Source organism: Pseudomonas sp. MWU16-30316, from assembly GCF_020515645.1.
Taxonomy (GTDB): Bacteria; Pseudomonadota; Gammaproteobacteria; order Pseudomonadales; family Pseudomonadaceae; genus Aquipseudomonas; species Aquipseudomonas cerasi.
In genome coordinates this window covers 45,884-59,845 of sequence record NZ_JAIZAZ010000003.1, presented here as the reverse complement: position 1 = coordinate 59,845, position 13,962 = coordinate 45,884, and the positions used below count along the sequence as shown (strand labels likewise).

Annotated in this window: 14 protein-coding genes; 2 read left to right on the top strand and 12 right to left on the bottom strand. The window is 59.3% G+C overall.

Annotated features, from left to right (window positions below):
* Positions 1–10: 10 nt before the first annotated feature.
* The 9 genes from LCH65_RS11395 to LCH65_RS11355 form a co-directional block, all read right to left on the bottom strand.
* Positions 11–622, bottom strand: coding sequence for an START domain-containing protein (locus LCH65_RS11395; protein WP_003366696.1), 612 nt, complete (start codon positions 620–622; stop codon positions 11–13).
* A gap of 56 nt (positions 623–678) precedes the next feature.
* Complete coding sequence (locus LCH65_RS11390; protein ID WP_003366694.1) at positions 679–936, bottom strand: YkgJ family cysteine cluster protein; 258 nt, start codon at positions 934–936, stop codon at positions 679–681.
* A gap of 94 nt (positions 937–1,030) precedes the next feature.
* Positions 1,031–1,672: a translation initiation factor 2 gene (locus LCH65_RS11385; protein WP_072364648.1), complete on the bottom strand. Its 642-nt coding sequence runs from the start codon at positions 1,670–1,672 to the stop codon at positions 1,031–1,033.
* Positions 1,673–1,795: 123 nt separating this feature from the next.
* A complete protein-coding gene (locus LCH65_RS11380) occupies positions 1,796–3,226 on the bottom strand; it encodes a PLP-dependent aminotransferase family protein (protein ID WP_226439481.1) in 1,431 nt (476 codons plus the stop codon).
* A gap of 217 nt (positions 3,227–3,443) precedes the next feature.
* A complete protein-coding gene (locus LCH65_RS11375) occupies positions 3,444–4,259 on the bottom strand; it encodes an OmpA family protein (protein ID WP_044308403.1) in 816 nt (271 codons plus the stop codon).
* Entirely contained in the window at positions 4,256–4,609 is a 354-nt protein-coding gene (locus LCH65_RS11370) for a DUF4398 domain-containing protein (RefSeq protein ID WP_003433112.1), read from the bottom strand. The genes LCH65_RS11375 and LCH65_RS11370 overlap by 4 nt, the downstream gene beginning before the upstream one ends.
* Positions 4,610–4,619: 10 nt before the next feature.
* Positions 4,620–5,447, bottom strand: coding sequence for a transporter substrate-binding domain-containing protein (locus LCH65_RS11365; RefSeq protein ID WP_226439480.1), 828 nt, complete (start codon positions 5,445–5,447; stop codon positions 4,620–4,622).
* Between the two features lie 116 nt (positions 5,448–5,563).
* On the bottom strand, positions 5,564–6,493 hold the full coding sequence (locus tag LCH65_RS11360) for an FAD-binding protein (RefSeq protein ID WP_003366683.1): 930 nt from the start codon (positions 6,491–6,493) through the stop codon (positions 5,564–5,566).
* Positions 6,494–7,243, bottom strand: a complete 750-nt coding sequence (locus LCH65_RS11355) for an electron transfer flavoprotein subunit beta/FixA family protein (RefSeq protein WP_003366681.1) — start codon at positions 7,241–7,243, stop codon at positions 6,494–6,496.
* A gap of 519 nt (positions 7,244–7,762) precedes the next feature.
* On the opposite strand from LCH65_RS11355, the gene LCH65_RS11350 reads away from it, so the two are divergent.
* Positions 7,763–9,418 (top strand): electron transfer flavoprotein-ubiquinone oxidoreductase, encoded by a 1,656-nt coding sequence (locus LCH65_RS11350; RefSeq protein ID WP_003366679.1) that lies wholly within the window; start codon positions 7,763–7,765, stop codon positions 9,416–9,418.
* A 51-nt stretch (positions 9,419–9,469) separates the two neighbouring features.
* Here the strand turns inward: LCH65_RS11350 and LCH65_RS11345 are convergent, their stop codons facing one another.
* Complete coding sequence (locus LCH65_RS11345; protein ID WP_226439479.1) at positions 9,470–10,375, bottom strand: AraC family transcriptional regulator; 906 nt, start codon at positions 10,373–10,375, stop codon at positions 9,470–9,472.
* A 179-nt stretch (positions 10,376–10,554) separates the two neighbouring features.
* Between LCH65_RS11345 and LCH65_RS11340 the strand changes: the two genes are divergently transcribed.
* A complete protein-coding gene (locus LCH65_RS11340) occupies positions 10,555–11,607 on the top strand; it encodes an NAD(P)-dependent alcohol dehydrogenase (protein WP_003366675.1) in 1,053 nt (350 codons plus the stop codon).
* 11 nt (positions 11,608–11,618) lie between these two features.
* Here LCH65_RS11340 and LCH65_RS11335 read toward each other — a convergent pair whose 3' ends face one another.
* Both LCH65_RS11335 and LCH65_RS11330 read right to left on the bottom strand, forming a co-directional pair.
* Positions 11,619–12,428, bottom strand: coding sequence for an IclR family transcriptional regulator (locus LCH65_RS11335; protein ID WP_058415978.1), 810 nt, complete (start codon positions 12,426–12,428; stop codon positions 11,619–11,621).
* Between the two features lie 79 nt (positions 12,429–12,507).
* Positions 12,508–13,818: an MFS transporter gene (locus LCH65_RS11330; RefSeq protein ID WP_044308408.1), complete on the bottom strand. Its 1,311-nt coding sequence runs from the start codon at positions 13,816–13,818 to the stop codon at positions 12,508–12,510.
* Positions 13,819–13,962: the final 144 nt, after the last annotated feature.

Sequence of the window (13,962 nt, the reverse complement as noted above, 5' to 3'; positions counted from 1 at the left end):
CCGATGCACATCATGGGGTTTGCGCAGCACGCTCCCTGAGGGCTTTCAAGGTGTTGAACGGCGCATCGACAACGAACTTGTTGGCCAGCATCGAAGGCACACTGCCACCCGGCTCGGTATGAACCTGATAGGTCACTTCAGTCTGGTTCGGCCCTTTGGGCACCATTTTCCAGAAGCCCTTGACCTCGGTTACGCGCACATAGCCCTTCTCTTCGGGGATGTACGAAGGCTGCTCTTCAAGATTACGGGTAACACTCCCGTCAGGGCCTTCCTGAGTGGTGATCAACAGCACGGAATCGCGGGGCGTCACTGGCCAGGGAGTGTTGAACTGGCTGTAGGTCCAGGTCTTGTTGCCTTCGTGCTTGAGCACTTTCTGCAACTTGCACTCATGAATCCAGGCGCAGGCGCCCGTGACATCCTCCTGAAGCGCGCGCAACTTGCTCACGCTGGCATTGATCAGCGCTATACCCTGATAAGCCTTGTAATCAGACCCGGGCACGTCGCTCAACGAAACCTTGATGCCCTCCTGATTCTTGACCTCTTTCCACTCTTCAGCCTGCGCCGTTCCGGCAAGCATTACAGTCAAACCACAAGCAACAGCCATGCGATACAGCGGACCCATTGTTTTATTCCTTGTTTTGAAGTTCCGAAGAAGCATTTGTGCTCGAAAACACTTTTTCAGGCCACCGCAGTGGCTTTTTCCCACCAACCGATCAGGCGAATGGCATCCGCCTGGTCGACACCGCAGACATCCTCTGCCGCCTTGAACTGACTGCATACGGCGGGCCGCTCAGCCCTGCCAAACAAGGCGCACAAAAACTCGACCGACAGGTGCAGACAACGCTCGCCTGCAGGCTTTCCGTCGGGCATACCGGGTATGGGAGACGTTATGGAAGGCGCTATGCAGCACGCTCCACAACCGGAACGGCAGTCCATGACCAGACACCCTTTTGTGAAAATTGAAAAAGAGGAAGGATATTAACCGTCAAAACGTCTGTTTGAAAACGCTGTATCGGACGACAGGCAGGGCTTACTGCTTGAATTTGAAGTCCAGCGCAGCGCCTTCCACGTCGCGACGGTTTTCGTTGCGCATCTGCAATTGCATTTCGTTGGTCAGCAATCGCCCTTCGAGCTCGAACGGACCAGGGTTCGCAGAGTCGCCCTTGTCGCTGAACATCTGCGGCAATATCGGCTTGCGCTTGCTGGTAATCACCTTGGCAGGCGGGTCGAGTTCCTTGACCAGTTCGGGAGGCAGGCTCAGGTCCAGCTTGGGCGATTTGATTCGCACATCCTTGACGCTGGCCGTCTTGGCATCCTTGGCGTTCTTGCGCTTGCTCGCAGGCGCCTTGGCTGCCGCGACCTTGGAAGACGCTTTTTCGGACGCCGCCGATTTGGCGCTTTGGGGTGCTGCAGGTTCTGACTTTTCCTTTCCGACCACCACAGGCACGACTGGCACCCCCGGCATCAGCTGATGCATGGTGTCCGGCGCCTTGATTTGCCTGGCATCGGTGGCGGCTGCCTCCGCAGGTGCCTCGGTCTTCAGATGCACCTCGGGCGATACCGGCGCGGTGATGACCGCCTCGGTCTTGGGTTTGGGCACAGAGGTATCCGGAGCGTCACAACCACTCAGAAGTACGACGACAAGCAATCCGAGACAGCGAAAAACATTCATAGGCAAAAAGTCAGGCAAGACAGTGGCAAAAAGCCGGAAAGAAACACATGCTGTCCTTTTGAGGCCAACCTGACAAGACAAGAGTTCCGAAGAATTGACAAATATCTTTGCCAATCAATAAGCCTAGACAGCTTCCTGACATAACTGCTTGGCCAGAATCCCCAATGTCATCAATGCCCGCTCGGCTTCCTTGTTCCATTTCATGCCGCAATTCAAACGAATACAGTGATTGAACTGCTCGGTATTACTGAAAATCAGCCCGGGTGCAATGCTGATGCCCTGCTCGAGCGCACGCACGTGCAATTCCTGGGTATTGACCCTGCCCGGCAGACTGACCCAGAGGATAAAGCCCCCTGCGGGACGGCTCATCTGCGTGCCTTCGGGAAAGAACTGCTGCACCGCCAGCTGATACGCACTGAGGTTCTTGCGATATTCGAGCCGAATGAAGCGCAGGTGCCGATCATAGCCGCCGTTTTCGAGGTACGCGGCGACGGCCATTTGCGTGACACTGCACGCAGAGTGAGTACTGAAGGTCTGCAGGCGCTGAATTTCCGCCTGGTATTTGCCGGCTATCATCCAGCCGATGCGCACACCCGGTGACAAGGTCTTGGAGAAGCTTGAGCAGTAAATCACCCTCCCCAGCCGGTCGAAGGACTTGAGCGCCTTGGTCCGCCCTACTTCGAACATCAACTCGCCGTAGACGTCGTCTTCAACCACCTGGATATCGAAATCCGAGGTCAGCCGCAGCAGGTTTTTCTGCCGCTCCTCGGGCATGGTGCCGCCCAGTGGATTGCTCAGCCGTGAGGTCAGCACCAGGGCCTTGATGGACCATTGATTGGCCGCCAGTTGCAAGGCTTCAAGACTGATGCCGGTGGCCGGATCACTGGGAATTTCGATGACTTTCAAACCCAGCAGGTCGGCAAGTTGCAGCAACCCGTAATAAGCCGGTGATTCGGCGGCTATCAGATCGCCGGGCCGGGTCAGCACCCGCAGGGCCATCTGCAGCGCATCCACGCAGCCGTGAGTGATGACCACTTCTGACGGGTCGACCACTACACCGGCGTCGCGCATGCGGATCGCGACCTGCCTGCGCAAGGGTTCGAAGCCAGGGCTGAACATGTAACTGAAGGCCCGTGGGCTGTGAAAACGCGTGACCTTGGCCAGCTGCTGATGCAGCGCGCGCACCGGCAAGTAATCCACATGAGGCACGGCAGCCCCTAGGGCGAATACGCCTTCGCGGCGCGACTCTTCGAGCACTTGCTGGATAATGCTGCTGCGTGTGACCAGGCCGGGCCGCTCGACCCGCGCGATATCCGGGGTGGACGCTGTCAGCGCGGGCGTTTGATGGACGTAGTAGCCGGATTGAGGACGCGCCCGGATCAGCCCCTGGTCTTCAAGGTTCGCGTAAGCCTGCAATACAGTCGCATGGCTGACGTTGAGCTGCGAACTCATTTTGCGAACGGACGGCACACGCTCGCCGGGCTGATACACACCACGGCGGATGTCTTCGGCCAACTGCTGAGCGATACGCTGGTAGAGCAAGAGATTGGTCATGACACAGCCTCGAAAAGACCGGTGATTTATTATTTTTGAAAATACAGATGCGTAATAACCGGCACAGATCGGAAGTGTACGGGAACAGTTTGAAGACAGGCCAGCATTGATGGCTGCTGAGTGAAAATAAACGCGGGCAGAAACGCCATAATCAATGCGATTAAAGACAAAAAAGCCCGAGGCCGTTTCCGGCATCGGGCTTTTCATCGTCTATTTATCAGCGAGCTGCGCCCAGCTGACCTTTTTCGTCCGAGAAAACGATCTCGACACGCCTGTTTTGCGCGCGGCCCCGCTCGGAGGTATTGGCATTCACAGGAAACTCCTGGCCATAGCCTTCGACCTGAATGCGTTTTTCGTCGATGCCCAGGTCCATCAGCACATCAGCGACTGCTTGCGCCCGGTCTTTCGAGAGCTTCAGGTTTTCCTGACGATCGCCCGTGCTGTCGGTATAGCCTTCGATGCGGACCACTCGGCGCGGATTGATCTGCAGAAACTGCACAACCTTGAGAATGGTACGGCTGGCCGAGTTTTTCAGCTCGGCATGTCCGGCGTCGAACAGCACATCGCCCAGGGTCATGACCAGCCCGCGGTCGGTTTCGGTGGTGGCCAGGCTGAGGATCTGATCCTCCAGCCAACGGCCCTGCTGCTGGGCGCTGGCCAACTTGGCTTCGCGCAGTGCCAACTGCATACGCTGACGTTCCATGTCCATTTTCGCCAGACGCTCCTGACTCAGCATCAGGTTGCTGTGCTCACGCGCGATCTCGCTGTAGCGGCTGCTGAGGTAGGCGTAGTGAGCGACATCGGCGCCACTCCCCAGGTAACTGGACAGACGCTCGGCGCGAGCCAGCGATTCACCCGCACGAATGACATCCTTGGGTGCACTGCGCAGCACATCGGTATCTTCCTTGACCTTCTGGAAGTCGGCACTGGCCTGCTGCAACGCCTGGCCGCTGTCCTGGTGACCGGCACAACCATAAAGGCCAGCCGCACCCAGCAACAGACACACACTCAGGACACGCGGAATACGCTTCATTGCGCCTCCCCCAGCTGCTTGCGCAAGCGATTGAGGCGGGTATTCAACTGATTGACCTGCTCCTGGCTCTTGAGGGTCAACACTCGCGCTTCAGCCAGGCGCGCATCAAGCTCGGCCTGCTCGGCTTTCATACGCGCGTCCTTGTAGGCATGGCTTGCCATGGAAGCGCGGGCTTCGGCAAACCCTGCCTGAGCGACTTCCATCTCGGGTTGATCATCACTCGCGCCGACCGCCTTGGCCTGCTCCAGCGCCTGCTCGGTCAGCTTGAACTGCTCGGTTGGTACCGGATCACTGGCGCAACCGGCCAGCGTGGCGACTGCCATGACGGCAATTGAAAAACGAATACTCACAAAAACATCCCTACTTGTTGGGTGCGCTGGCGCTGGCGGGTTGCAACAGTTGGGCTCTCCACAACTCCAGGTTGTGCCTGATGACATCGCCCGCAAGGCCAGAGGCGGCCGATTCTGTCATCTTTTTCGCCAGCTGTCCGCGCAACCATGGTTCATTGCAGGCCGAGTTGAACGACAAGGCCAGATAGAAACCCGGCGTATCGACCGGTAGAGGCTGTGCCGTCAGGTCGTTGGAAAGACCCAGCGTCTGCACCATGACCATACCGGCATAACGCCCGGCAAGCACGTAATCCACCTCACCCAATGCCAGCTTCTGAAAGGCAGGTGTGAGTGCGGGCAGGCGCTCCAGGGTCAGATTCTGTCTGGCCAGCACCTCGAAGGAAGGCGTCAGGCGGGTCTTTTCCGACATGGCGCCGGGATGGCCCTGCAGCTCGCTCACGGCGTTGAACGGCACGCTGTGATCGTGACGCGTCCAGACCATGATCTCGTTCTGCACGATCGGCGGATGAATGTAATCCAGCGCTTCGAGTTGTGCGGCATTCAATGGCGCGTCAGCCAGCAGGTCCATGCGCCCGGTGCGCACCTCTTCGAGCGCCTGACTGCGCTTGCCGCCATACAGAAATTCGACCTTGATACCCAGCTCGCCTGCCGCCTGGGTGAGCAGATCGGCATTGGCCCCCATCAGATGGCGCGGATCCTGGGGATCACGCCACAGATACGGCGGCGCGTCCGGACTGCCGGTCACGATCAGACGCTCGCACTTGCCTGCGGCGGATGCCAGCGTCGGCAGCGTGATCAGCCCGAGGAGAAGCGAAGACAGCAGCCGGGAATGCACCATGAAAAGTCCTTTTGATACGCAATAAAAAACCCGCTTCATCCAGGCAGGCGCACCGTAAACCGCTGGTGCGCAAACCCCGAATGGAACGGGTTCTCTTTATAGTGGAAGCGCGTGGCTTAAACCAGCTTCTCCAGCTCGGGGATGGCTTCGAACAAGTCAGCCACCAGACCGTAATCGGCGACCTGGAAGATCGGCGCCTCTTCATCCTTGTTGATCGCAACGATCACCTTGGAATCCTTCATACCGGCCAGATGCTGAATGGCGCCGGAAATACCGACTGCGATGTACAGCTGAGGAGCAACGATCTTGCCGGTCTGACCGACCTGCATGTCGTTGGGTACGAAACCGGCATCGACCGCAGCTCGGGAAGCACCCACTGCCGCACCGAGCTTGTCGGCCAGCGTGTACAGGTGCCTGAAGTTGTCGCCGTTCTGCATGCCGCGACCACCGGAAACGACGATCTTGGCCGCGGTCAGTTCCGGACGATCGGATTTGGCCAGTTCTTCACCGACGAAGCTGGACTTGCCGGCATCGTGAGCAGCCGACACCGCCTCGACAGCGGCCGAGCCACCCTCTGCAGCCACCGGGTCGAAGCCGGTGGCACGTACGGTAATGACCTTGACCGCAGCCGTCGACTGTACGGTGGCGATGGCATTACCGGCATAGATAGGACGAGTGAAGGTGTCAGCGGAAACCACCGAAACGATCTCGGAGATCTGATCGACATCCAACTGAGCAGCGACGCGCGGCAGGATGTTCTTGCCATTGGACGTTGCCGCAGCCAGAACATGGCTATGGCCTGCAGCCAGCTCCACGACCAGCGGTGCGATGTTTTCAGGCAGTTGGTGCGCGTAGGCTTCGTGGTCGGCCACCAGCACTTTCGTCACACCGGCAATTTTGGCGGCGGCGTCGGCAACGGCGCTCACGCCGGACCCGGCCACCAGCAAATGGATGTCACCGCCGATCTTCTGGGCAGCAGCAAGGGTGTTGAGCGTAGCCGGGGCTACGGTCGCGTTGTCGTGTTCAGCGATAACCAGGATCGTCATTTAGATTACCTTCGCTTCGTTTTTCAGTTTCTCGACCAGTTCGGCCACCGACTTGACCTTGATGCCGGCGCTGCGTGCAGCCGGCGCTTCAACCTTGAGGGTCTTGTTGGTCGAGGCCGTGGAAACGCCCAGCGCCTCCGGGGTCAACACTTCGAGCGGCTTTTTCTTGGCCTTCATGATGTTGGGCAGTGAAGCGTAGCGTGGCTCGTTCAGACGCAGGTCCGTGGTCACGATGGCTGGCAGGCTCAGGGAAACGGTCTGCAGGCCGCCGTCGATTTCGCGGGTCACGGCAACCTTGTCACCGGTCACTTCAACCTTGGATGCGAACGTACCCTGCGGGTAGCCGCTCAACGCAGCCAGCATCTGGCCGGTCTGGTTGTTATCACTGTCGATGGCCTGTTTGCCAAGGATCACCAGCTGTGGCTGCTCCTTGTCGACCACGGCCTTGAGCAGCTTGGCCACGGCCAGAGAAGTCAGCTCCTCGGCGGACTCGACCAGCACGGCGCGGTCAGCACCCAGCGCCAGGGCGGTACGCAGTTGCTCCTGAGCCGTGGTCGGACCGATGGTGACGACGACGATTTCGGTGGCTACACCCTTCTCTTTAAGGCGAACAGCCTCTTCAACGGCGATTTCGCAAAACGGGTTCATGGACATTTTGACGTTGGCAAGATCGACGCCGGAGTTGTCCGCCTTGACGCGAACCTTGACGTTGTAGTCGACCACTCGTTTGACAGCTACAAGAACCTTCATGGATTCCTCACTCTCCGGTGAAAAGAAGTCGCCCGGCGGCACCAGGCGATCGATATGTGTCCTCAACAAGCAATCGCAATGCGTGCAGGCCACCCGGACGACTTTAAAAAGCCATATAAAAGCCGGGAGTCACCCGTCAAGCAGCGGCTGGGTGTGTAAAATGCGCCGTGCGACGTTGACCTGTTGCCTGCAGCGCGTCTGCCTGATGCCTTTTGAGAGATTGCCCGCAATCCGGAAACCTCGTTTCAGCCTACGGCAAACGCAAAACCGCCCGTATATTGACCGCAACGCCTTTTCCGGTCAATACGCCAAATCGGCCAGTTCCGAGTCTGGTGTCTTTGATTTATCTGGCCTGCGGCCGATTCAAACAAACGTTTGTATTGGACCCGCGCAGTGGTGTAGATATAATGCGAACCATTAAAAGACGGGACGGTTCAATACCTCCATGCGTCGGCCTGCAGCGACCAAAAAAGCAGTGCCCATAAAAACACCGTGAGCCTTGAGAGTAGGAGATAGCCTGTGGAACGCGAATACATGGAATTCGACGTCGTTATCGTCGGAGCCGGCCCGTCCGGGCTTTCTGCCGCTTGCCGCCTTAAACAGAAGGCCGCTGAAGCTGGCCAGGAAATCAGCGTCTGCGTGGTGGAAAAAGGCTCCGAAGTCGGCGCGCACATCCTCTCCGGTGCCGTATTCGAGCCCCGCGCGCTGAATGAACTGTTCCCCAACTGGCAGGAACTGGGCGCTCCGCTCAACACGCCGGTCAAGCGCGACGACATCTATGTGCTGCGCGATGCTGAAAAAGCTCAGAAAATACCGGACTTTTTCGTCCCCAAGACCATGCACAACCATGGCAACTACATCATCTCGCTGGGCAACCTGTGCCGCTGGCTGGCTCAGCAGGCTGAAAACCTCGGTGTCGAAATCTATCCTGGCTTTGCCGCTCAGGAAGCGCTGTTCGACGAAAACGGTGTAGTGCGCGGCATCGTCACCGGGGATCTGGGTGTCGACCGCGAAGGCAATCCGAAGGAAGGCCTGTACACCCCCGGCATGGAACTGCGCGCCAAGTACACGCTGTTCGCCGAAGGCTGCCGTGGTCACATCGGCAAGCAGCTGCTCAAGCGCTTCAACCTCGACGACGAAGCCGACGTGCAGCATTACGCTATCGGCCTCAAGGAAATCTGGGAAGTCGACCCGGCCAAACATGAACAAGGGCTGGTGGTGCACACCGCAGGCTGGCCGCTGGACGATGCCAATCCGGGCGGCTCGTTCCTGTACCACCTGGAGAACAATCAGGTAGTGGTCGGCCTGATCGTCGACCTGTCCTACAGCAACCCGTACCTGTCGCCGTTCGACGAGTTCCAGCGCTACAAGCACCACCCGGTCGTCAAGCAATACCTGGAAGGCGGCAAGCGCATCAGCTACGGCGCCCGCGCGATTGCCAAGGGTGGCTTGAACTCCCTGCCGAAAATGGTCTTCCCCGGCGGCGCGCTGATCGGCTGCGATCTGGGCACGCTGAACTTCGCCAAGATCAAGGGCAGCCATACGGCCATGAAGTCGGGCATGCTGGCCGCCGATTCGGTGGCCGACGCGCTGCTGGCCGGTAAGGAAGGTGGCGACGTGCTGACTTCCTACGTGGATGCCTTCAAGGCCAGCTGGCTGCATGAAGAACTGTTCGCCAGCCGCAACTTTGGCGTGGCGATCCATAAATATGGCGCGATCAAGGGTGGCGCATTCAACTTCATCGATCAGAACATTTTCGGCGGCAAGCTGCCGTTCACGCTGCACGACACCAAGCCGGATTACGCCTGCCTCAAGCTGGCAGCCGACTCGAAGAAGATCGATTACCCGAAACCCGACGGCAAGCTCAGCTTCGACAAGCTCAGTTCGGTGTTCCTCTCCAGCACCAATCATGAAGAGGAACAACCCTGCCACCTGAAGCTGACCGATCCGAGCATCCCGATCAGCAAGAACCTGCCGCTGTACGACGAGCCGGCTCAGCGTTACTGCCCGGCTGGCGTGTATGAAGTCATCACCAAGGAAGACGGCGAGAAGCGCTTCCAGATCAACGCGCAGAACTGCGTGCACTGCAAGACCTGCGACATCAAGGACCCGTCGCAGAACATCACCTGGGTAGCACCGGAAGGCGCTGGCGGACCTACTTACCCGAATATGTAATGAGCCGCAGCAAGCCTCAATAGAGAAAGCCCCTTTCGGGGCTTTTTTTATTCAGGCAGGGACACGCAGATTGCTGCTCTCCTCCCCCGGGCTGCGCTCGAAGTAGCGCTTGTATTCACGACTGAACTGCGACGCGCTTTGATAGCCGACCTTGAGCGCGACCTGCGCCACCCCCAGGCCCTCGGCCACCAGCAATTGCTGAGCCTTGAGCAGGCGCAGACGCTTGAGGTATTGCACCGGCGACAACAGCGTGCTGCGCTTGAAATGCTCATGAAAGGTCGACGTGCTCATGTTCGCGCAACTGGCCAGCGTGTCGACGTTCAGTGCGTGATCATAATGCTCATGCAGGTAGGTCACCGCAGAAGCAATTCGTGCGAACTGCCCCTGCTGCTCGACCAGCGCACGCAAAACCCCTGACTGCGGTCCACGCAGCGCGCTATACAGCACCTCGCGAATCCGTGCCTGGCCCATGGCCTGACACTCCAGCGGATCATGCAGACAACGCAGCAGACGCTCGACACTGTCGCGCATGCTGTTGTCGATACGCACCGAGGTCATCGATTCCGGCGTCTGCACCTGACTCTCCTGGCCGGTGACCGGGCCCATCGCCTGCACCAGCTCACCGAGCAATACCCGGTCGATGGCCACTGAAACGCCGTAAAGCGGCTTTTCCGGAGTAGCGAAGGTTTCACACTTGAACGGCACAGAGAGCGCCTGAATCAGGTAATGCCCGGTGCCGTATTCGAACGTGCGCGGCCCCAGGCACGCGACCTTGCTGCCCTGTACCACGATCATCAGGCTTGGCTCGTAGATCTGCGGGCTGCTGGCGACATAACCAAACGCCGAAAGCACACGTACCTCCGGCAACGGCGTCGCGACAAACCCCGGGCGCAACGCCAGCGGCTGGATCAGGGACACAAGGGTGGCATTGCCATCCAGCACAACAGGTAAGTTCATGAGCACCGCCTGACAGAGAAACAGACAGTCATATCATCGCAGATTTGCGCCTCAGCGCCGACCCCGAACTATCAGACCGGAGGAATAGGCATGAAACACGGAGGATTCACCATAGCCGCGAAGGGCCCGTATCAGGACAATGGTTCGCCTCTCTTCCGTCACACCTTGCGAGGTCAAACATGTACACAGCTATCGGTTACGCCGCACAGTCAGCTACCGCACCCCTCGCCCCGATGACCTTCGAACGTCGCGCTCTGCGTGCCGACGACGTTGCCATCGAAATCCTTTATTGCGGCGTCTGCCACTCCGATATTCACCAGGCACGCAACGAATGGGGCATCGCCGTCTACCCGCTGATGCCGGGCCATGAAATCGTCGGTCGTGTCACTGCCACCGGCAGCAGTGCAACCCAGTACCAGGTCGGTGACATGGTCGGTGTCGGCTGCATGGTCGATTCGTGCCGCGAATGCTCGGCTTGCAAATCGGACCTCGAGCAGTATTGCCTGGAAGGCCCGACCATGACTTACGCCACGCCAGACCGCGTGGACGGCAGCAACACCATGGGCGGTTACTCGAACAGCATCGTGGTCGCCGAGCACTTTGTCGTGCGCGTCCCGGAAAAACTCGATCCGGCCGCCGCTGCACCGATTCTCTGCGCAGGTATCACCACTTATTCGCCGCTCAAGCACTACGGCGTCAAGGCTGGCGACAAGGTCGGCATTCTGGGCATGGGCGGCCTGGGCCATATGGGCATCAAGTTCGCCAAGGCCATGGGCGCTGAAGTGACCCTGTTCACTCGTTCCGCCGCCAAGGCGCAGGAAGCGCGTCGCCAGGGCGCCGATCATGTGATCGTATCCACCGACGCTGAACAGATGAAGGCTGCTGCCGGGCACTTCGACTTCCTGCTCGACACCATTCCGGTCCAGCATGACCTGAACCCCTACCTGGAAACCCTGCGTTTCGATGGCGTACATATCCTCGTCGGCCTGATCGAGCCGGTCGAGCCGCCGGTACATGCAGCCAATCTGGTGATGAGCCGTCGCGTGCTGGCCGGTTCGTTGATCGGCGGTATCGCGGAAACTCAGGAAGTACTGGATTTCTGTGCCGAGAACGACATCACCTGCGACATCGAGATGCTCGATATTCGCAACATCAACGAAGCCTACGAGCGCATGCTGGCCGGTGACGTGAAGTACCGCTTCGTGATCGACATGGCCACGCTGAAGGCCTGATCGACTGCCGATCAGCCGCCGAGATCGGCCGAGAGTTCCGCTGCGATGGTTTTGATCAGCGGAACCAGCTCGGCCATCTTCTCCAGCGGCATGTAGGGCACGGTACTGGCGACACTGATGCCGGCAACGATCTGTTTGCTGGCATCACGTACCGGCGCTGCAACACAACGGATCGACGGTTCGTTGTCCTCCAGATCGAATGCATACCCCCCTTGTACATACTCCTCGCGCCGCGCCTTCAACTGCTCCCAGGTTTGCTGCTCATGAGCAGGCCATAGCGGATTTCTACCTGTGCTCGGCATGCTGATTTCATACAGCCGTTGCCACTCGGACTGAGCACTGTCCAGCAGCAGCGCCTTGCCGATACCGGTGCGCACCAGCGGCATCCGATGCCCGACCCGCGAACGCATTTCCGGACCATTGCGACCGGGATTCTTGTGCAGATAGAGCACGTCGTCCCCTTCCCGCACTGCCAGATGCACGGTATCGCCGGTCAGCTCCGACAAGCGATCCAGATACGGCCGGGCGAGCATCGCCAGGGGCACCTCTTCACGCGCCTGAAACCCCAGCTCGATCAATTTCGGGCCAAGCAGATAGCCCACCTGAGGAACGACCCGCAGGTAACGCTCCTCGACCAGGCAACTGGCCAGGCGGTGCGTGGTACTGCGCGTGGTGCCGATCAGCCGGGCGATCTCCTTGAGGTCCCGTGCGCCACCGGCAACCGCCTGCACCACCCCCAGCCCGCGCAGCAAGGTCTGAGTCCCGGTGGGTACGGAATCCTTGCCGATGATTTTTTCAGGGGTGATCGAATCGTTGTGCATGAGAGGCCTTGCTCGGATCAAAAGGGTTCGGATCGAAAACCGGCGGCATTATCGCCGCCTGAGTCCAGAGGCGTCGACATCAGAGCTCGATACGCTCCACTTTCCCTACCAGCAGGATGTAGGACAGCGCGCCCAACAGTGCCAGGGCCGAAATGTAGGTGATGGCAGGCGCGAACGAGTCTCCCGATGCCAGAAAGCCGATCACGATCGGGGTGGCGATGGCTGAGAGGTTGCCGATGAAGTTGAACGTGCCACCGGTCAGGCCCAGCAGGCGCGCCGGTGCCAGGGTCGAGACCAGCGACCAGGTGATCGACGCCAGGCCGTTGCCGAAGAACGCCAGCGCCAGAAAGGTGATCACCAGCGGCGTCGAGTCGACGAAGTTGGCACCGATGATCGAGGTCGAGATCAGCAGCCCGGCAATGATTGGCAGCTTGCGCGCAAAGCCTACGCTATGCCCGCGGCGGATCAGCCAGTCGGAGAAGAAGCCCGAGCACAACACACCGACAAACGCGGCGAGGAACGGCAACGACGCCAGCAGGCCGGACTTGATGAAGTCCATGCCCCGGTATTTCACCAGGTAGGTCGGGAACCAGGTCAGGAAAAACCACAGCGTGGAGTTCAGGCAGAACTGCCCCAGGTAGATGCCCCACAGCTTGCGTTTGCTCAACACAATGCCCAGGTCCAGCCAGCTGAACGCCTGCTTCTGTTTTTCGACATCCTTCTGGATGTCCACCAGCCCGCCGCCCTCCTGGATCAGCTCGATTTCCTGCTGATTGACGCCTTTGAAATCACGTGGCTCGCGATACACCGTGTACCAGATCAACGCCCACAGCACGCCGACTCCCCCTGTGGCGACAAACACCATGTGCCAGCCGTAGTGCGCCTGCAACCAGGCCAGCACCGGGGTCAGAAACGCCAGGCCGACGAACTGCCCGGAGGTATAGACGCCGATGGCAGTGGCCCGCTCGCGCTCGGGAAACCAGGTGGTGACTACGCGGCTGTTGATCGGATAGGCAGGTGCTTCCAGCGCGCCGACCGCCATGCGCAGTACGAACAGGGCGATGAAGCTGGCGGCGAAGCCGAGCATGATGGTCGCGATGGACCACAGCAGCAGGGCTGCGGTGTAGAGAATGCGTGGTGGCACGCGGTCCACCAGCCAGCCACCGGGCAGTTGCATGGCGGCGTAGGTCCAGCCGAACGCAGAAAAGATCAGCCCGACATGCACCGGGTCAAGGCCCAGTTCGGAGGTCAGCGCTGGTGCGGCAATCGACAGGTTGCTGCGGTCCAGGTAGTTGATCACCACCGTGATGAACAGCAGCACCATGATAAAGAAACGTTTGCGGGACGGCGTCACCAGGGATGCCGCACCCTCCAGAGTTCGAGTGCGCATGGAATGTAGCCTCTTGTTGGATTTATTGAGGTCTGTGTTTCGATATAACTGAGCTGAAGGCACGCCGGTTCTCGTTCCCGCGCAGAGCGCTCATCGTTATGCACCAGTGCGCTTTTGATTCTGGCCAAAGGCCGTGGGAGCGAA

Coding starts and splice junctions, on each gene's coding strand:
- LCH65_RS11395 (WP_003366696.1), bottom strand. CDS start 622: ATGGGTCCGCTGTATCGCATGGCTGTTGCTTGTGGTTTGACTGTAATG.
- LCH65_RS11390 (WP_003366694.1), bottom strand. CDS start 936: ATGGACTGCCGTTCCGGTTGTGGAGCGTGCTGCATAGCGCCTTCCATA.
- LCH65_RS11385 (WP_072364648.1), bottom strand. CDS start 1,672: ATGAATGTTTTTCGCTGTCTCGGATTGCTTGTCGTCGTACTTCTGAGT.
- LCH65_RS11380 (WP_226439481.1), bottom strand. CDS start 3,226: ATGACCAATCTCTTGCTCTACCAGCGTATCGCTCAGCAGTTGGCCGAA.
- LCH65_RS11375 (WP_044308403.1), bottom strand. CDS start 4,259: ATGAAGCGTATTCCGCGTGTCCTGAGTGTGTGTCTGTTGCTGGGTGCG.
- LCH65_RS11365 (WP_226439480.1), bottom strand. CDS start 5,447: ATGGTGCATTCCCGGCTGCTGTCTTCGCTTCTCCTCGGGCTGATCACG.
- LCH65_RS11360 (WP_003366683.1), bottom strand. CDS start 6,493: ATGACGATCCTGGTTATCGCTGAACACGACAACGCGACCGTAGCCCCG.
- LCH65_RS11355 (WP_003366681.1), bottom strand. CDS start 7,243: ATGAAGGTTCTTGTAGCTGTCAAACGAGTGGTCGACTACAACGTCAAG.
- LCH65_RS11345 (WP_226439479.1), bottom strand. CDS start 10,375: ATGAACTTACCTGTTGTGCTGGATGGCAATGCCACCCTTGTGTCCCTG.
- LCH65_RS11340 (WP_003366675.1), top strand. CDS start 10,555: ATGTACACAGCTATCGGTTACGCCGCACAGTCAGCTACCGCACCCCTC.
- LCH65_RS11335 (WP_058415978.1), bottom strand. CDS start 12,428: ATGCACAACGATTCGATCACCCCTGAAAAAATCATCGGCAAGGATTCC.
- LCH65_RS11330 (WP_044308408.1), bottom strand. CDS start 13,818: ATGCGCACTCGAACTCTGGAGGGTGCGGCATCCCTGGTGACGCCGTCC.